The sequence below is a fragment of the Kribbella sp. NPDC050820 genome (genome assembly GCF_040653975.1).
GTDB lineage: Bacteria > Actinomycetota > Actinomycetes > Propionibacteriales > Kribbellaceae > Kribbella.
In genome coordinates, this window is sequence record NZ_JBFAHB010000001.1 from 55,005 (window position 1) to 73,217 (window position 18,213).

The 18,213-nt window shown below is 67.9% G+C and carries 16 protein-coding genes; 9 read left to right on the forward strand and 7 right to left on the reverse strand.

Annotated elements, in window-relative coordinates:
* Nucleotides 1-55: 55 nt before the first annotated feature.
* Genes AB0H36_RS00245 through AB0H36_RS00255 form a run of 3 tightly spaced genes read right to left on the reverse strand, consistent with a single transcriptional unit; the run spans nt 56 to nt 2,567 of the window.
* Nucleotides 56-886 carry a DUF72 domain-containing protein gene (locus AB0H36_RS00245; RefSeq protein WP_360513875.1) on the reverse strand — a complete coding sequence of 277 codons (831 nt, stop codon included), beginning with the start codon at nt 884-886 and terminating at the stop codon, nt 56-58.
* Between the two features lie 20 nt (nt 887-906).
* The gene (locus AB0H36_RS00250; protein WP_360513878.1) at nt 907-1,986 is read right to left on the reverse strand and encodes an inositol-3-phosphate synthase; all 1,080 of its coding nucleotides are present in this window, start codon (nt 1,984-1,986) and stop codon (nt 907-909) included.
* A complete protein-coding gene (locus tag AB0H36_RS00255) occupies nt 1,983-2,567 on the reverse strand; it encodes a PadR family transcriptional regulator (RefSeq protein WP_360513881.1) in 585 nt (194 codons plus the stop codon). Before AB0H36_RS00255 ends, AB0H36_RS00250 begins: the two co-directional genes overlap by 4 nt.
* Before the next feature lie 172 nt (nt 2,568-2,739).
* On the opposite strand from AB0H36_RS00255, the gene AB0H36_RS00260 reads away from it, so the two are divergent.
* The 5 genes from AB0H36_RS00260 (at nt 2,740) to AB0H36_RS00280 (ending at nt 7,260) form a co-directional block, all read left to right on the forward strand.
* On the forward strand, nt 2,740-3,003 hold the full coding sequence (locus tag AB0H36_RS00260) for a TIGR00366 family protein (protein ID WP_360513884.1): 264 nt from the start codon (nt 2,740-2,742) through the stop codon (nt 3,001-3,003).
* 39 nt (nt 3,004-3,042) lie between these two features.
* Nucleotides 3,043-3,213, forward strand: a complete 171-nt coding sequence (locus AB0H36_RS00265; protein WP_360513887.1) for a hypothetical protein — start codon at nt 3,043-3,045, stop codon at nt 3,211-3,213.
* Between the two features lie 160 nt (nt 3,214-3,373).
* Nucleotides 3,374-5,596: a transglycosylase domain-containing protein gene (locus AB0H36_RS00270; RefSeq protein ID WP_360513890.1), complete on the forward strand. Its 2,223-nt coding sequence runs from the start codon at nt 3,374-3,376 to the stop codon at nt 5,594-5,596.
* A gap of 194 nt (nt 5,597-5,790) precedes the next feature.
* A complete protein-coding gene (locus AB0H36_RS00275; RefSeq protein ID WP_360513893.1) occupies nt 5,791-6,918 on the forward strand; it encodes a mannosyltransferase family protein in 1,128 nt (375 codons plus the stop codon).
* Between the two features lie 48 nt (nt 6,919-6,966).
* Nucleotides 6,967-7,260 (forward strand): hypothetical protein, encoded by a 294-nt coding sequence (locus AB0H36_RS00280; RefSeq protein ID WP_360513896.1) that lies wholly within the window; start codon nt 6,967-6,969, stop codon nt 7,258-7,260.
* Nucleotides 7,261-7,460: 200 nt separating this feature from the next.
* Here the strand turns inward: AB0H36_RS00280 and AB0H36_RS00285 are convergent, their stop codons facing one another.
* On the reverse strand, nt 7,461-11,363 hold the full coding sequence (locus tag AB0H36_RS00285) for a GH92 family glycosyl hydrolase (RefSeq protein WP_360513899.1): 3,903 nt from the start codon (nt 11,361-11,363) through the stop codon (nt 7,461-7,463).
* Nucleotides 11,364-11,669: 306 nt separating this feature from the next.
* Between AB0H36_RS00285 and AB0H36_RS00290 the strand changes: the two genes are divergently transcribed.
* Both AB0H36_RS00290 and AB0H36_RS00295 read left to right on the forward strand, forming a co-directional pair.
* On the forward strand, nt 11,670-12,569 hold the full coding sequence (locus AB0H36_RS00290; RefSeq protein WP_360513902.1) for an NAD-dependent epimerase/dehydratase family protein: 900 nt from the start codon (nt 11,670-11,672) through the stop codon (nt 12,567-12,569).
* A gap of 41 nt (nt 12,570-12,610) precedes the next feature.
* Nucleotides 12,611-14,821, forward strand: a complete 2,211-nt coding sequence (locus AB0H36_RS00295; protein WP_360513905.1) for a glycosyltransferase family 2 protein — start codon at nt 12,611-12,613, stop codon at nt 14,819-14,821.
* Here the strand turns inward: AB0H36_RS00295 and AB0H36_RS00300 are convergent.
* A complete protein-coding gene (locus AB0H36_RS00300) occupies nt 14,721-15,221 on the reverse strand; it encodes a GtrA family protein (protein ID WP_360513908.1) in 501 nt (166 codons plus the stop codon). The two genes, AB0H36_RS00295 and AB0H36_RS00300, sit on opposite strands and share 101 nt — an antisense overlap.
* 159 nt (nt 15,222-15,380) lie before the next feature.
* On the opposite strand from AB0H36_RS00300, the gene AB0H36_RS00305 reads away from it, so the two are divergent.
* Complete coding sequence (locus AB0H36_RS00305) at nt 15,381-16,535, forward strand: NAD-dependent epimerase/dehydratase family protein (protein ID WP_360513910.1); 1,155 nt, start codon at nt 15,381-15,383, stop codon at nt 16,533-16,535.
* A gap of 100 nt (nt 16,536-16,635) precedes the next feature.
* On the opposite strand, the gene AB0H36_RS00310 is transcribed toward AB0H36_RS00305, so the two are convergent.
* Both AB0H36_RS00310 and AB0H36_RS00315 read right to left on the reverse strand, forming a co-directional pair.
* Nucleotides 16,636-16,992 (reverse strand): VOC family protein, encoded by a 357-nt coding sequence (locus AB0H36_RS00310; RefSeq protein ID WP_360513913.1) that lies wholly within the window; start codon nt 16,990-16,992, stop codon nt 16,636-16,638.
* Nucleotides 16,993-17,002: 10 nt separating this feature from the next.
* Entirely contained in the window at nt 17,003-17,725 is a 723-nt protein-coding gene (locus AB0H36_RS00315) for a methyltransferase domain-containing protein (RefSeq protein WP_360513916.1), read from the reverse strand.
* Between the two features lie 116 nt (nt 17,726-17,841).
* Here AB0H36_RS00315 and AB0H36_RS00320 point away from each other — a divergent pair, with 116 nt between their 5' ends.
* On the forward strand, nt 17,842-18,207 hold the full coding sequence (locus AB0H36_RS00320; RefSeq protein ID WP_360513919.1) for a VOC family protein: 366 nt from the start codon (nt 17,842-17,844) through the stop codon (nt 18,205-18,207).
* Nucleotides 18,208-18,213: the final 6 nt, after the last annotated feature.

The window sequence follows — 18,213 nt, forward strand, 5'->3', positions numbered from 1 at the left end:
ACATATGGAGATTCGGCCCAGTTTCAGCCGCGAAGTTTTCGGTTGTGGATAAGTGTCAGAACAGCGTCGGAGGCTCGAGTTCCACCGGGTCGGGGAGGGCGGGTAGGTCCGGGAGGCGAGTGCGCACGGCCGCGTGGAAGTGGCGGGCCAGGTTGAGGGACTCGGCGTTGTCGGGGGTGTGGAGGAAGATCGTGGGAGAGCGGCCTTCGGTGAGCCAGGTGGTGACCTGGTCGACGAGGTACTGCCAGCCGGCGATGGTCTCCTCGACCGAGTCCCGGCCGATGTAGCGGACCGTCGGGAAGGCGGTGAGGGCTCGGGTGCGGCGGGCGACTCGGGGCTTCTTCATCCAGGCGTCGCGTTCGGCGTAGCTGGTGGGGCGTTTGCCGAACAAGGTGCCGGTGTCGAAGGGGATCCACTCGGCATCAGCACGCGCCAGCACCCGTTCAAGGTTGCCGGCCGCGCGGGAGTCGTCGAAGAAGGAGCGATGGCGGACCTCGACGGCGTACCGGTGGTCGCGGGGTGCCTGGTGCAGGAACGCGGCGAGGGCTCCGAGGTCAGTGGGCGAGAAAGACGCCGGGAGCTGGATCCACACGCAGTGGTTGCGGGGGCCGAGCGGCTCGATCGCGTTGAGGAAGGCGCGCAGCTCGACCTCGACCCCGGTCAGGCGGCGTTCGTGGGTGATGAGCTGGGGCAGCTTCACCACGAAGCGGAAGTCGTCCGGCGTCTGCTCGGCCCAGGACGCGACGGACGAGCGGGACGGTGTCGCGTAGAAGGTCGTGTTGCTCTCGACCGCGTTGCACCACGACGCGTACGCGCGGAGCTTGTCCCGCGGGGGTTGCGGCCACGCGGGATGTGTCCATTGGGCACATCCCACGTGCAGCCGCATACCCACAACCTAGCGAGACCTCAGCGCTCGACCTCGCCGCGGATGAACTTCTCGACCAGGTCGCGGCAGACGTCGTCGGCATACTGCTCCGGCGGCGACTTCATGAAGTACGACGACGCCGACAGGATCGGCCCGCCGATGCCACGGTCCTTGGCGATCTTCGCGGCCCGGATGGCGTCGATGATGATGCCGGCCGAGTTCGGCGAGTCCCAGACCTCGAGCTTGTACTCCAGCGACAGCGGGACGTCGCCGAAGTTGCGGCCCTCGAGCCGGATGAACGCCCACTTGCGGTCGTCCAGCCAGGCCACGTAGTCGGACGGGCCGATGTGCACGTTCCGGTCGTCGATCTCGTCGCGAAGCTGCGAGGTGACGGACTGGGTCTTGCTGATCTTCTTGGACTCCAGCCGCTCCCGCTCGAGCATGTTCTTGAAGTCCATGTTGCCGCCGACGTTCAGCTGGTAGGTGCGGTCGACGGTGACGCCGCGGTCCTCGAACAGCTTGGTCAGCACCCGGTGCGTGATGGTCGCGCCGATCTGCGACTTGATGTCGTCGCCGACGATCGGCACGCCGGCCGCGGTGAACTTGTCCGCCCACTCCTTGGTGCCGGCGATGAACACCGGCAGCGCGTTCACGAACGCGACACCCGCGTCGATCGCGCACTGGGCGTAGAACTTCGCCGCCTGCTCCGAGCCGACCGGGAGGTAGCAGACCAGTACGTCGACCTGCGCCTCCCGCAACGCCGCGACGACGTCGACAGGCGAGGCGTCGGACTCGGTGATGGTCTCGCGGTAGTACTTGCCGAGGCCGTCGAGGGTGTGACCGCGCTGGACGGTGACGCCGGTCGGCGGCACGTCGCAGATCTTGATCGTGTTGTTCTCGCTGGCGCCGATGGCGTCGGCGAGGTCCAGGCCGACCTTCTTGCCGTCGACGTCGAAAGCGGCGACGAACTGCACGTCCTTGACGTGGTAGTCGCCGAACACGACGTGCATCAGACCGGGGACGCGCTCTGCGGGCTTCGCGTCCCGGTAGTAGTGCACGCCCTGGACGAGCGAGCTGGCGCAGTTGCCGACGCCGACGATCGCTACGCGGATCGAGGTCATCTGGGATCTCCTTGGGTAGGCGGGTGATGCTGGTCAGGGGGCCGCTGTTGCCGCCGCTCGCCGTCGATCAGTTCGTTCAGCCAGCGGACCTCGCGCTCGGCCGACTCCAGGCCGTGCCGTTGCAGCTCGAGGGTGTAGGCGTCCATCCGCTCCGCGGTCCGGCTCATCGCTGCCCGGAAGTTGGCCAACCGCTCCTCCATCCGGGCCCTGCGGCCCTCGAGGATGCGCAACCGGGTGGCCGGATCGGTCCGGCCGAAGAACGAGAACCTGACGCCGAACGTGTCGTCCTCCCACGCCGACGGACCTGCGTCGTGCATCGCGTGCGCGAAGTAGTCCTTGCCGTCGGCGGTGATCGTGTAGACGATCTTGGGCCTGCGACCGGGCTCCGGCGTACCGGAGTCGGCCGTGATCAGGCCGTTGCGGAGCATTGCCTTCAGGCACGGGTAGAGCGAACCGAACGACAGCACGCGTCCCCAGCCGAACTGGGCGTTGACGCGCTTGCGGAGCTCGTAACCGTGCATCGGCGCTTCATGCAGCAGACCGAGTACGGCGAGTTCCAGGACCCCACTGCGGTTTCCCATGACCCCACCTCCCTCGGTCTAGTTTGGCATGACCTGATGTATCGACTCGATACATCGTGCCGCCACTGTAAGCAGAACCGAGACCTGTGGACAAGACCTGACAAAGTCGCCGTATGTCACCTTGCTCACGGCCACACGCCGAGGATGAGTCGTGGTCCAGGAGCGGAGGGTCATGGCCGACAGCCATGTGCACCTTCGTGGTGCTCTGTTCAGCCTGCTGATCGTGCTGCTCGGTGTGGTGTACCTGGTCCGCTACTTCAGCGGGAAGAGCTTCTTCAACGCCCTCGACCTGAACACGGTCAACCTGATCCTGTTCCTGCTCACGCTGCTGCTGCACTGGCGGCCGTGGCGGATGGCCCGGGCGGTCCGCGACGGCGCTCCGGCGGCGGCCGGCGTACTCGTGCAGTTCCCTTGTACGGCGGCATCCTCGGGATGATCGCGTACACCGGCATCTCCGCCCGGCTAGCCGGTTTGGTTGGTGCAGGCAAGCAACCAGTTCCTGTTCCCGCCGCTGGTCGCGATCTACTCCTGCATCCTCGGCCTCAAGGCCCGCGACATCATGGGTTACACCTTCACCATGTTCCTGGCCTGCTTCCCCGCCGCCCTGGTCGGCGTGACTTTGCTCGCACCGCACGTCACGGGGTAACCGCTTGCTATCGGCTCCGGCAGAACTTGGTAAGGCTCTGCCCGCCCGACTCGCGGGTGACCGGGTGGGTTGTTAGCATCCGGAGCGGATTCGGGGCCGTTACCACACCCACCGTAGTCTGTGGGGCAATGACTTCCGCGAGATCGTCGAGGATTGCACTGTGAGTGAAGCTCGTAGAAAGGCCGTACCCGTCAAGCGCAAGAAACACTGGGCGCTCCGGGTCGGCGGCTGGCTCCTCGCTCTGTTCTTCGTGGGGGTGATCGGATCGGTCGCCGCCTTTTTCATTGTCTATCAGACCACGAAGATCCCGGACATCAACAAGGAGTTCACCACCAACACCACCACGGTGACGTTCGCGGACCAGAAGAACCCGCTGGGCTCCTTCTACGAGCAGAACCGGACCACCGTGCCGCTGTCACAGATCCCGAAGCACGTCCAGGACTCGGTGATCGCGGCCGAGGACCGCACGTTCTGGACCAACCCCGGCATCTCGCCGTCGGGTATGGCGCGGGCCGCGTTCAACATCGCGCGGGGCGAGCAGTTGCAGGGTGGTTCGACGATCACGCAGCAGTACGTGAAGATCATGTACCTGACCCAGGAGCGGACGGTCTCCCGAAAGTTCCAGGAACTGTTCATCGCGACCAAGCTGAGCCGGCAGCAGGACAAGAGCAAGACGCTCGAGGGTTACCTCAACACCATCTACTTCGGTGAGGGCGCCTACGGCATCTCCGCGGCCGGCGCCGCCTACTTCGGACAGCCGGATCCGCGGAAGCTGTCCGTGCAGCAGGCCGCCTTCCTGGCGACGGTGCTGAACAACCCGACGCTGTTCGACATCGACGACAAGGACCCGCGCACCCAGAAGCGGATCGTCGAGCGGTACCGGTACGTCATCGACGGTATGCGGCAGATGGGCACGATCAACGACACTCAGGCGGTGAAATACGCCAACAAGCTGCCCGATCTCAGCAAGAAGCAGAAGAAGAACAACCGCTACAAGGGTCCGAACGGCTTCCTGCTCGACATGGCGCGCAAGGAGCTGCTGCGGCTGGGCTTCACCCAGGACGAGATCAGCGGCGGCGGCCTGAAAGTGGTCACCACCTTCAACTACGGCCTGCAGAAGAAGATGATCGCCGCGGCGACGAAGGAGCTGCCGGAGAAGCGCGACAACCTCCATGTCGGGATGGCCACCGTCCAGCCGGGCACCGGTGGCCTGCTGGCCATGTACGGCGGACCGGACTACCTGAAGAGTCAGTTGAACTGGGCAACTCTCAAAGCCCGGCCGGGTTCGTCCTTCAAGCCGTTCGCGGTCGCCGCGGCGCTGAAGGACGGGAAGACGATCTACGACACCTTCCAGGGCGACAGCCCGATCGAGATCCAGGGCAAGGAGCTCAACAACGAGTTCGACCGGGACTACGGCGAGGTCGATCTTCTCTATGCGACCCAGGAGTCGGTCAACACCGCGTTCTACGACCTGGTCGACAAGCAGATGGAGAACGGGCCGGCCAAGGTAGTGGACGCGGCCGAGGCGGCCGGCATCCCGAAGACCAAGGCGCTGGAGGTCGGCCGGGACAACCCGTCCACCGTCCTCGGCCCGGACCCGTACGCGTCGCCGGTCGACATGGCGAACGCCTACGCGACCTTCGCTGCCGACGGCAAGTTCGCCCCGGTGCACACGATCAAGAGCGTGACCGGCCCGGACGGCGAGGTGCTGTGGTCCGAGAAGAAGGATCTGCTGGACAAGCAGAGCAAGCAGACCATCGACCCCGAGGTCGCCAAGATGGTCAACTACGTGCTGCAGGACGTGGTCAAGGAGGGCACCGGCACCGACGCCCGTGAGTTGGGCCGCGCGGTAGCCGGCAAGACCGGTACGGCAGGTGGCGTCGGTGTCGAGCACCGAAAGGAGAACGCCGAGTGCGGCGGCTGCAAGGACGGCGCCGACACCCTGACCTCCTGGTGGACCGGCTACACGCCTGAGCTTTCGACCGCGGTCCTCTACCGCGCCGGAAAGACCGGTGAGTCGGACCTCGACCCCTACTCGAACCAGGCCGCGTTCTTCGGTGGTGGCTGGCCGCTGAAGACCTGGCTGGCGTTCATGAAGCCGGCTCTCGAAGGTGTGTCGGACTCGGAGTTCGCCGAGCCGGACGAGGACGCCATCAAGGACAGCCCGACCCCGACCCCGACGCCGACGCCGTCGAAGCCGCCGGCGAGCACGCCAACTCCGACGAACACGCCCCCGCCGTCGAAGACGCCTCGCAAGCCCACGAACACGCCGACTGAGACTCCGACGAGAACCAAGCCGACCAAGACGCCGGCTTGGCCACCGTTACCGACCGGGACGACCGAGCCGACCGCGACGCCGGAGACACCCGGCGCAGGACAATAGCTTCGACCGGCGGCACCCCACCCGGGTGCCGCCGGTTGTTTTCGGTATGGGGCACCATGGGGGCGTGAGTCGGGCTCGGGTGGGTTTCTGGGGGTGGGTCGTCGGTGTTTGAGCGGGCGGCCAATGAGCAACGGCCTGAGAAGCCGGGCGGGCCCGAGAAGCCGGGCGGAGCGCGGCGGGCTCGGGTCGAAGGGGTGCGCCGGCAACGGTGGATGCCGACCGCGATGACGCGGGAGGTGCTCGGCTGGTGGCTGGTCACCCGGGCCGGGCTGTTCCTGCTCGCGATCTCGGCGCCGCTGCTGTTCAACCGCGGCAAGGACTTTCCGAACGTCTGGCGGGCCTGGCTGCAGTGGGACGTCTGGCACCTGAACGCGGTCGCCGAGTTCGGCTACGCGAACGGCGAGCCGTCCGGGGCGCCGCTGGCCGCGTTCTTCCCCGGCTTCCCGGTGCTCGTGCGACTCGTCAGCTACACCGGCATCGGTTACGTTGCCGCGGGCATCGTCGTGTCGGCGGTCGCCAGCGCCGTCGCCGCGGTCTACCTGGCGCGACTGGCGCAGTACGAGTTCCCTCAGGTGAAGGACCTCGGCCCGATCACGGCGCTGGTCTGGTTCGCGGCGCCGGTCGCTGTCTTCCTTGCCGCCGGCTACACCGAGGCGCTGTTCTGCGCGTTCGCGTTCCCGGCCTGGCTGGCCGCCCGGCAGGGCCGGTGGGCCCGGGCCGCGATCCTGGTCGCGATGGCATCGACGGTCCGGGTGTCCGGGATCTTCCTCGCCTTCGCACTGATCGTCGAGTTCGTCACCTCGAAGAAGCGGGACTGGCTGTCGCTGCCCTGGCTGGCGTTGCCGGCCGTCCCGGTGCTCGGCTTCATGGCGTACCTGAAGCAGATCCACGGCTCGTGGTTCGCCTGGCAGGATGCGCAGGAGAAGGGCTGGGCGCGCGAGTTCACCTTGCCGTGGACCTCGATCTGGCACACCATCGAGGCCGCGAGCAGGGGCCACTTCGCTGCCGAGCGCAGCGACTGGACCTGGATGTTCCGGGCCGAGCTGGTCACTCTGGTGATCGGCCTGCTGCTGCTCGCATGGCTGGTCTGGCGCCGCTCCTGGGGCGAGGCCGCCTGGGTCGCCGCCACGGTCGGCGCGTTCTGCACGTCGTTCTGGATCTACTCGCTCACCCGGGCGACCCTTCTGTGGTGGCCGCTCTGGATCGGCCTGGCCGTCCTCGTCCAGCGCAAACGCTGGCTCGGGCGCCTCTACTTGGCCCTGGCGATACCCCTGGCCGCGATCTGGGCAGCCGGCTTCTTTACCGGCCGCTGGACCGGCTGAGTAGTTTCACTCAGGTACGGCGGGTGTCCGCTCGCCTAGCGTGATCGCATGGACACCCGGTTGCTCGGCAGGAGTTTGCTGCAGGCAGTGTTGGCCGGCCTGCTCGCCGCGTTCGCGTACGAACTGATGGTGCGCACCGGCGCTCCGCTGTGCGCCCCGTCGGCGGATCACTGCGTGGTCGACCTGCTCGGCGACCTGTTCACCGTGCAGATCGGCGGTCTGGCGATGGCGCTCGCGCTGCCGGTGTTCGCCCGGCGAGCGGGTCTCAGTTGGCCCGCCACCGTCGCCGCCGGCGCGGCCGTGGTCGCGCTCAACCTCGTCTGGTTCGCCGCCGTCACCTGACTCGGTGTCCGGCATGTGGACGATTTCGGCCGGAGGCAACCCTACGGACGGTTCGCACGTCGTTAGGGATGAAGGGGTGGCAGTCCGGGCGGGGACCGCCACCCCTCCTCACTCCGTCCGGCGGAACCTTTCAGGGGCAGGCTCCGCCGGAAGATCGTCCAGCAGGGGCGGCGGCGACCAAGCCGCCGCCCCGCTGACGTTTACCCGTAGTTCCGGTCGATCGACGCCGACGGGGTCGGGCTGGGCTTGGTCTCGGCGGCCCGCTTGTCGCTCGGGTGGGTGCCAGGCTCGACACCCCGCAGCGTCCCGAGCAGCTCGAGCTCGGACAACGTGACGCCGTCCGCGCCCGCGGCCGTGAGCACCAGCCGGTACTGCGTGTAGGCCTTCGGCGAGGCGATCGAGAACGACCGGGTGTACGACGCCCAGGCCCACTTCTCCCCGGTACGGCGATCCACCGGCGACCACGTCGTACCGTCGTTCGACCCCTCCAGGACCCAGCCCGACGGCGCCGCGCCGGTGGCGCCGCTGGTCAGCGTGTACATCCCGACCGGGCGGCCCTGCGGCAGTGCCACCGTGATCGTCGGGTTGGCGCCGGTCAGCGTGACCTGGGTCTTGGCGTCGTCATCGGTCAGCGCGGTCACGTCCAGACCGCCGGCGCCGACCACGGCGCCCTCGTCTGACGTGGAGTCCTGCCATGTCTTCGGGTCCTCGCCCGGCGTGGTGATCGACGGCGGCGCGTCGTTCCGGCCGGTGCCCCACTTCGACGGCTTGTCGGTCATCTCGAACTCGATCTTGCCGCCGTTCGCGATCAGCTCGTGCGGCAGCGCGGTCGAGGTCCACTTCTTGCCGTTCACCCGGACGCCCTTGACGTAGATGTTCCGCGCGTCGTTGCCGGGCGCGCTGACCACCAGCTTCTTGCCGTTCGCCAGCCGTACCGTCGCCTTGGTGAACAGCGGTGACCCGATCGCGTACGACGGAGCACCCACCTGCAGCGGGTAGAACCCGAGCATGCTGAACAGGTACCACGCGGACATCTCGCCGTTGTCCTCGTCACCCGGGTACCCCTGCCCGATCTCGGACCCCAGGTACAGCCGGGACAGCACCTCGCGCACCTTCTCCTGGGTCTTCCACGGCTGACCCGCGAAGTCGTACATGTACGCGATGTGGTGCGACGGCTGGTTGCTGTGCCCGTACTGACCCATCCGTACGTCGCGGGCCTCGAGCATCTCGTGGATGGTGCCGCCGTACCCGCCGGTGTGCAGGGCGTCCTCCGGCGTGCTGAAGAACTCGTCGAGCTTCTTCGCCAGCCCGTCGCGGCCGCCGTAGATCGCGGCCAGGCCGGCACCGTCCTGCGGGGTCGAGAACGCCATGTTCCAGGCGTTCGTCTCGGTGTAGTCGTGACCCCAGTCGCGCGGGTCGAAGGTGCCCGGCGAGCTGCCCCAGACGCCGTCCGGCCCCTTGCCCTGGAAGAAGCCGAGCGCCGGGTCGAACAGGGTCACGTAGTTGCGGGCCCGGTTCAGGAAGTACTTGTAGTTGTCCAGGTACTCCTGCTTGCGCGGGTCGTTCTTCTTCGCGGTGTCGTAGAGCCGCTTCGACATGTTCGCGATGCCGAAGTCGTTGATGTAGCCGTCCATCGACCAGCTGAAGCCCTCACCGGTGGTGTTGGCCGTGTAGCCGTTGAACGTGGACAGGTCCAGGCCCTTGCGGCCGACGTTCTGCGACGGCGGCACGACGGCCGCGTTCTTGAGGGCGGCGTCGTACGCGGCCTGGACGTCGATGCCCTTGATGCCCTTCAGGTAGGCGTCGGCGAAGGCGACGTCGGAGCTGGTGCCGACCATCAGGTTCGCGTAGCCCGGGGACGACCAGCGGGAGATCCAGCCGCCGTCCTTGTACTGCTGGACGAACCCGTTGACCAGGTCGGCCGCGGAGTCCTGGGCGAACAGCGAGTACGCCGGCCACACCGTCCGATAGGTGTCCCAGAAGCCGTTGTTCACGTACGTCTGCCCGGCCACGATCTTCGAGCCGGTCGTGGTCGGGGTGTCGGTGCCCACCTTCGGCGAGGTCGGGGACGCGTACTTGATCACCGGGTCCTTGCGGGTGCCGGTGTTCTCCGAGCCGTTGTTCGGGTAGAGGAACAGCCGGTAGAGGTTCGAGTAGAGCGTGGTCAGCTGGTCCGCCGTCGCGCCCTCGACCTCGATGGTGCGCAACTTCGCGTCCCACTGGGCCTGGGCGTCGTCCTTGACCTTGCCGAACTTCGACCCGGCCGGCAGCTCGAGCTCCAGGTTCCGGCGGGCCTGCTCGGTGCCGATCAGCGAGGTGGCGATCCGGAGCTGGACCTGGGTGACCTTCGGGTCGAAGCCGAAGTACCCGCCGACATTCGCGCCGCCGCCGTTCGACAGCTTGCCGGAGGCAATCACCTTCTGGTCGACGACGCCGTACACGAACAACCGGCCGGCGCCGGTGGACAGGCCGCTCCTGACGTCGCTGAAGCCGGTGACGGTGCCGGTCTCCGGGTCCAGCGACAGGCCGCCGTTGTTGTTCACGTTGTCGAACACCAGCGACGCCTTGCCGGCCGGGAACGAGAACCGCAGCAGCGCGGCGTGGTCGGTCGGCGCGATCTCGGCGGCGTTGCCGTTGTCGAAGGTGACGCCGTAGTAGTACGGCCGGGCGATCTCGTTGTCGTGGCTGAACGACCAGGCCCGCGCCTTGCGGTCCGCGGTCGGGGTCGCGGCCGTCGACGGCATCACCTGGAACGTCTGCCGGTCACCCATCCACGGGCTCGGCTCGTGGCTGATCGACAGCGCCTGGATGGTCGGCTTGTTGGCCTCGTTGTTGCCCTTGGCGTAGTCGTACAGCCAGGACGTCGAGCCCGCGTTCGTGACCGGCGTCCAGAAGTTGAAGCCGTGCGGTACGGCGGTCGCCGGGAAGTTGTTGCCGCGCGAGAACCCACCGGTCGAGTTCGTCCCGCGGGTGGTGATCGCCAGGTCCGACGGGTGCTTGGCCGCGGTCTTCCGGGCGGCCCGGTCTGGGTTGATCGCGGCGGCGATCCGGATGTCGTCGATCCAGCCGCGGAACTCGGCCGGGCCGGACGGCTTGTCGTAGCCGACCAGGATCCGGGTCGCCGTCTTGCCGGCGGCGACCGTGCCGAGGTCCGCCTCCACGTTGTTCCACTGGTTCGTGGACAGGCCCTTCGCATCACCCTGGCCGCGCGGGCTGAGCTCGAAGCCGTGGTGGTCGCGCGCCTTCAGATCGCTCAGGTAGGTGCCGTCGGAGAACGCGAGGTCGAGCGCGGCGAACGTGCTCGGGTAGCTCAGGTCGCCCTCGGTGTGCTCGGGGAAGATCTTGTACGACAGCCGGGTGTCCTTGCCGATCTTCAGGTCGACGTCGGCGATCCGGTTCCAGCTGTAGCCGCGGCCCTCGGCGGTCTGGTGGCCGGCGTACCGGAACGACTTGACGCCGGTGTAGCCGACCCGGGCGCGGGCGTTGTAGGCGCTGGTCGGGCCGGAGTCCAGCCGGGACTCGACGACCGGGCCCGGCGGCGGCAGCGGGGCGCCGTTCGAGAGGTACCAGTCGGCGAGCTGGACGATGTTCTCACCGTGGTTCAGCGTGATGTCCAGCTTGAAGTAGGTGTACGGCGTCTCGTTCGAGAAGCTGTAATCCTTGGTCTGGAACCGGTTCTCGAAGCTCTCGCCGGTCCGGGTGTCCAGCGTGGTCCAGGTGGTCCCGTCGTTCGAGCCGGAGACGGTCCAGTTCTGCGGGTCGCGGCCGTCGGCGTCGTTGGCCGAGGTGAGCGCGTACTTGCGGATCACCACCGGGGCCGAGGTCTGGTAGACCAGCCAGCCGGTCGGCTCGAACACCAGCCACTTGGTGAACTTGTCCCCGTCGGCGGCGTTGGTGGCGATCTCACCGCCTCCGGTGTTCTCGCCGTTCGCGGTCACCTTGGTGACCTTGTCCATCTCGCTGCCGCCGATCCCGGTCGGCGTGGGGCCGCGGACACCGTCGGTGCGCGGCTTCCCGTCCGGCCGGGTCTCGACCGTGTCGGTGTAGCCGGGCTGTGGCTGTCCCGGCTCGAACGAGGTGAAGAAGGAGGACCCGGTGGCCACCGGCTGGTCCTCCGACGTGGTTGAGACGGCATTCGCTGGCGTCATGGCAGTCGACATTGTCACAACGAGTCCCAGAGACGCGACGAGCCCCAGTGGGCGGCGGAGATTCATCAACGCTCCTTGCAAGGCCGGACCGGCGCAACGGGTCTCACCCCGTCCCCCGGTGTGGGGTGCGCGGCCCCGATGACAAGGTTGTCAGCCCGCGCCCGGGGCGATCCTGCCCAGCTTCGTCACCCCTGGTCAATAGGTCGTAGCGCACTGTCGACGACTGGTGGGGGATTGACACTCCAGCGGTAGGTTGAAGCCATGGACGAACGTGTGCTGGTGACCGGGGCGGCCGGATTCATCGGGCGGGCCGTGGTGGCCGGCCTGCGGCAGCGCGGAGTCCCGGTGACAGCAGTGGATCGGGAGCCGCCGGACCCGTCGTGGGACGAAGGCGTGCAGGTGGTGACCGGCGACCTGGCCGACCAGGAGGTCTGCATCGCCGCGTTCGAGACCCGGCCGAGCGCCGTGGTTCAGCTGGCCGCGCTGACCTCGGTCCTGCGCTCGGTCGACGCGCCCATGCAGACCTTCGCACAGAACGTCACCATCACCCAGGTGCTCCTGGAGCTGTCCCGCGGCAGCGGCGTTGACCGCTTCATCCTCGCGTCGACCAACGCCGTCGTCGGTGACGTCGGTACGGCGACCATCAACGCAAACCTTCCGCTCCGGCCACTCACGCCGTACGGCGCGACCAAGGCGGCCTGCGAGATGCTGCTCTCGGCGTACTCGGGCAGCTACGGTCTCGCGACCGCCGCGCTGCGGTTCACCAACGTGTACGGACCGGGCATGTCGCACAAGGACAGCTTCGTGCCGCGGATGATGAAGGCCGCGCTCAAGGACGAGGGCGTCCGGATCTACGGCGACGGCAAGCAGCGCCGCGACCTGGTCTACATCGACGACGTCGTCGCCGGCATCATGCTCGCCCTCGACAAGGCGTACGACGGCCGCGCGATCATCGGATCCGGTCGGTCCGTGTCGGTGCTGGAGATGGTCGAGGCGGTCCGCGCGGTCACCGGCCGCCCGGTGCCGGCCGAGCACGTCGAGGCGCCGGCCGGGGAGATGCCGGCGGTGGTCGTCGACATCACGAACGACCTCGGCTACGAGCCGGCGGTGTCGCTGGAAGACGGGCTCGCCCGGACGTGGCAGTACTTCCAGTCCGCGTGAAACCCCAAGTATCCCGCCCCCTCGCTGCGCTCGGGGGCGGGGTGTTAAGGGAGCACTGGCTGCTCGCTGTCTTCCTGCTGGCGGGCACCGTCCTGCGTGTGCTCGCCACCGTCGCCTACCGGCCGGCGATCATCTACACGGACTCGGTCCAGTACCTGAACAACATGTCAGCGCTGAGCCCGATCCAGCTCAACCCGATCGGCTACGAGTTCCCACTGCGGCCTCTGGTCAGCCTGGGCGGTCTCACCCTCGTCGTCATCGTGCAGCACGTCGTCGGGCTGCTGCTGGGCATCGCCATCTACGCACTAGCCCGGCGGCTCAACGTCTACCGCTGGCTGGCCGCTCTGGCCGCCGCACCCCTCCTGCTCGACGCCTACCAGGTGCAGATCGAGCAGAACATCATGGCCGAGACCACCTTCGACGTACTGCTGGTCGCGATCCTCTGGCTGCTTCTGGGTTGGGGAGTCCCCGGCTGGAAGCGTGCGCTCGCGGTCGGTCTGCTCCTCGGCGCCGCCTTCGCGGTCCGCACGATCGGCCTGACCCTGCTCATCGCAGTCGTTCTCTACCTGGTCGTCGTCGGCAATGCCTGGCGTCGCCGTCGCCTAGAGCTGGTACGGCGTACGGCGGCAGCGATAGCCGGATTCGCAGTGGTGTTCGGCGCGTATGCGGTCTACTTCCACGCGGAGACCGGGCGGTGGGGATTCACCGGTGCCGAGAACCAGGTGCTGTACGGCCGGACCGCGGTGGTCGCCGACTGCTCGAAGCTGCCGCTCAACGAGGGGACCAGGCTGTTCTGCCCCAAGGAGCCGCTCGGTGAGCGCCTCGGCGTCGACAAGTACGCGCACAACCACTACGGCGACCCCAACTGGCCTGGACCGCTTCCACCCGGCACCACCAAACAGGAGCTGGCCACGGAGTTCGCCCGGCTGGTCATTCGGCACCAGCCGCTGGACGTCACCTGGGCCGCGCTGAAGGACTTCGCCAAGGGCTTCGCGCCGACTCGCACCACGTCGCCGGACGACGTGCCGCTGGAGCGCTGGCAGTTCCAGACCACCTATCCGAACCTGCAGGACCCGAACACCGCCAAGGCTGCGGTCAAGTGGGGCGGGTCGGAGCCACAGGTGGCTCATGTGCCGGCCGTCATCCTGCGCGCCTACCAGCTGAACGGCGGCTACACGTCCGGAACGCTGCTGGGGATCTGCGTGCTGATCGCCCTGGCCGCAGTGGCTGGTCTGGGCCGTGCCAAGACGTCAGGGCTCCGGTCTGCCGCCCTGCTGCCCGCGGCCGCTGGTGTGATCCTGCTGCTCGGCTCGGCGGCCTTCGAGTTCTCCTGGCGCTACCAGCTGCCTGGTCTGGTCCTCTTCCCGCTCGCAGGAGCGATCGGACTCCGCGCATTGCTCGGCAAGGACCAAGCGCGTCCCGCGATGGCCGACTACCCGGACGAGGTGGACTCCCTCGCGGTGAAGGACTTCGGTACGCCGTCCTTCGCGCCGATCGTCGTGGTGATTGCCGCCTACAACGAGGCCGGCGGCATCGGCCCGGTGCTGACCGACATGCCGCGTACCTGCGCCGGCCTGCCGGTCGACGTCCTCGTCGTGGTCGACGGCTCGACCGACGACACCGCCGATGTTGTCCGTCAACACGGTGCTTACGTGTGCGTTGCCCTCAGCAACCGTGGGCAGGGCGCCGCACTCCGGCTCGGCTACCACCTGGCCGCCGAGGGCGGAGCGCAGTACGTCGTGACGACCGACGCCGACGGGCAGTACGACAACGACGAGCTGGACGTGCTGCTGCAGCCGATCCTGGACGACCGGGCCGACTTCGTCACCGGGTCACGCCGGCTCGGAGCCGAGGACGCGGACAGTCGGCTGCGCTGGGTCGGGGTGCGGGTTTTCGCCGTACTGGCGTCGATTCTGACCCGGCGGAAGCTGACCGACACCTCGTTCGGGTTCCGCGCGATGCGGGCCGAGCTGGCGACCGCGGTGACGTTGCGCGAGCCGCAGTACCAGTCGTCGGAACTGTTGCTCGGGGCACTCGCTCTCGGCGCGCGGGTGGTCGAGCTGCCGATGACGATGCGGCGCCGCGGCGACGGGACCAGCAAGAAGGGCCCGGGCCTGGTGTACGGCGCGAACTATGCGCGGGTGATGACGACTACGTGGCTACGGGAGTACGTGCTTCGGCGGGGTCGGCGGACTCCGGCGCAGGCTTCTTGGCGAACACGTAGCGATCGAACAGCACGAACTTCAGGATGAACAGCACGCCGTACGTGCCCAGGTAGGAGGCGCTGACCAGGGCGGTCTGCCAGGCGTGTGAGGCGATCCGGTCCTGGACCAGGTTGTCGGTGACCGTGGTGACGATCGCCGCGATCACGGCGGACACCACCGAGATGATTGCGTACGGCAACAGCTCGCGACCGCTCGGGTTGCGGTGCCCCCAGGTCCAGTGGCGGTTGATCAGGTAGCTCGGGACCGTGCCGGTCACCCAGGCGACCAGGGTGGCGATCAGCGGCGTCGTGCCGAACCCGTAACAGAGCGCGAACGCCGCCTGGCTGAGCACGGTGGCGACCACGGAGGCCGCCAGGTACTTCGCCCACAGCAACAAACGGGTCCGGCTCAGGCCGAATCCGCTGATTACCTTGGTCAACGTACGCATTGGCCCTATTGTGCACCCCCGCACCCAGCACAGTCCCCTGGTTGCCAATTCATAGCCAATTCCCAGCTTGCTAGTGGGCCCGATCACGTTAGGGGAGCGGGTACTCGGGATAGGAAGGACAGTGAAAGCCAACATCCCTTCACGGAAGGCGGCCGAGCCGTGCGAGTACTCGTCCTGGGCGGTGACGGCTACCTAGGGTGGCCGACCGCGCTGCATCTGTCAGACCGCGGCCACGAGACGGCCGTCCTCGACAACTTCGCCCGCCGGGGCTACGACCAGGAGCTGGGGGTCCAGAGCCTGGTGCCGATCCAGGACCTCGACACTCGGGTGGCGGCCTGGGAGGAGGTGTCCGGCCGGCGGATCGCGGCGTACACCGGTGACCTGGTCGACGCCGACTTCGTCTACCGGGTGGTGCGTGAGTTCGAGCCGGATGCGATCGTGCACTTCGCCGAGCAGCGGGCGGCGCCGTACTCGATGATCGACCGTGCGCACGCGGTCTACACCCAGCACAACAACGTGGTCGGCACGCTGAACCTGATGTACGCCGTGGCCGAGACCAACCCGGACATCCACCTGGTCAAGCTCGGCACGATGGGCGAGTACGGGACGCCGAACATCGACATCGAGGAGGGCTGGCTGGAGGTCGAGCACAACGGGCGCAAGGACCGGATGCTCTACCCGAAGAAGCCGGGGTCGTTCTACCACCTGAGCAAGGTGCACGACTCGCACAACCTGGAGTTCGGCTGCCGGATCTGGGGGATGCGGGTCACCGACCTGAACCAGGGCGTCGTCTACGGCCAGCAGACCGAGCAGACCGTGCAGGACGCGCGGCTGGCGACCCGGTTCGACTACGACGCGGTGTTCGGCACCGTGCTCAACCGGTTCGTCATCCAGGCCGTGCTCGGTGAGCCGCTGACCGTCTACGGCAGCGGCGGCCAGACCCGGGGCTTCCTGGACATCCGGGACACCGTCGAGTGCATCCGGCTCGCGGTCGAGAACCCCGCCGACGCCGGCGAGTTCCGGGTGTTCAACCAGATGACCGAGAGCTACTCGGTCGCCCAGCTCGCGGACAAGGTCGCGGAATGCTTCCCCGGCCCGGTGCAGGTCGAGCACCTCGAGAACCCGCGGGTGGAGCAGGCCGAGCACTACTACAACGTGAAGCACACCGGACTCGTCGGCCTCGGCCTGCAGCCGCACCTGCTGTCCGACACGCTGATCGACTCGATGTTCGACATCGTCGCCGCCAACAAGGACCGCGTCGACCCGGCCGCCCTCCTACCGACCGTCCGCTGGCGCGGCCACCTGAAGACCTAAGGTCGTGTCTGGCAATTCCCCGCCTACTGCGCGGCACTCGGCACGGCACCTCGCCGCACCGAGCACCTGCTCGCTACGGCGCGGAACTGCCAGACACGACCTAGGCGAAGAAGCAGAAGATGTGGCCGGCCGGGTCGGCGTACACCCGGACGTCGGGCTGCGGCTGGAACTCCTGCAGCCGGGCGCCCAAGGAGGTCGCGCGCTCGTGTGCGGCCTCCAGGTCGTCCACCTGGAGATCGAGGTGAAGTTGCATCTGCTGCTTCTCGGTCTCGCTCGGCCAGGTCGGCGGCCGGTAGTTCGGCTCCAGCTGGAACGACAGCTTGGTGTCGTTCGGGCCGATCGCGGTCGCCCACGTCTCGTCGTCCTCACCCAGCTGCCAGCCGAGCAGCTCGCAGTAGAACCGCGCGAGCTGCCGCGGATCCGGTGCATCCAGTACCACGCCCTTGAGTGGAATCATGCTTCGCACGCTAGCGGCGGCCACCGACAAGCAACGTCGGCAGTACGGCGAGGAAACGGTCACGCCGGCCTCGGTCCGCCTGCTCGGCCAGCCACCCGTCCGCGTCCTGCTGCGTGATCAACGCCTTCTCGACCGCAGCCGCCGCAGCCGCCGCGAGTTGGCCGGCCAGCAACCCGTGGTCGGTGACCACCTCGGTGTGTACGACGACCTCGACGTCGCGGAACCCGGCATCGAGTAACAGGTCCCGCACGCTGCGAGCCGCCCGCGGTGCCACCGACCGCGACTCCAGGCCGAGCAGAACGACGTCGGTCAGATCCTGGTCGGCGCTGTCGATCAGCAGGAAGCCGTAATCCTGGCCACCGAGTACGACGTGCCCGCCCGGCCGGATCACCCGCCGGGCCTCGGCCACCGTCGGCACTGGGTCCTCGAGCAGGTGGAAGAGCCGGACCGCGCGGTAGCCGTCTGCCGACGCGTCCTCCAGCGGCAGGTCGTCGGAATGTGCCACGTGAAACATTGCCTCGGGCACCCGGACCCGGGCGGCCTCGACCGCCTCCGGGTCCGCGTCCACCCCGATCGCCTTCAGCCCGGCCGCGGACAACTCGGCAACCGCATTACCGGTGCCGCAGCCGACGTCGACGCAGGTTCCGCCGCTGGTCAGGTCCAGCAACCGGTACGACTCCGCCCGGAGCTCCGCTGCTCCGGGACGCTCCTCGATCCGTTCCAGAAAGCTCATGCTCCCAGGCTGAAACTTCAGGTCCACCTGAAGTCAACCTGTCACACTTCCGCACCGGGATGCGTCAGGCTGGGTGGCGGGACGGTCCCGCCGCAAGTCGCACCGGGAGACGAGTCATGAAGTTCGCCAAGACCATCGTGTACGTCGAGGACGCCAAGGCCTCGATCGAGTTCTTCGAGCGCGCGTTCGGGTTCAAGGGGACGTACTGGGACAACGGCGCCGGCATGGTCGATGCCGGTGGTGTCCAAGTGCACTTCGCGACGTACGAGCTCGGGCAGAGCCACCTGCCCGAGATCGGCAAGCCGGGCGCGGTCGCGTTCGAGCTCTCACTGACCACCGAGGACGTCGACGCCGCCTTCCAGCGGGCCGTCGAGGCCGGCGCCCAGCCACTGCAGGAGCCGGAGAAGTCGCCGTGGGGCCAGGTCACCTCGTACCTCCGCTGCCCCGACGGCACCGTCGTCGACCTCGCGTCGCCTGCCTGAGGGCGT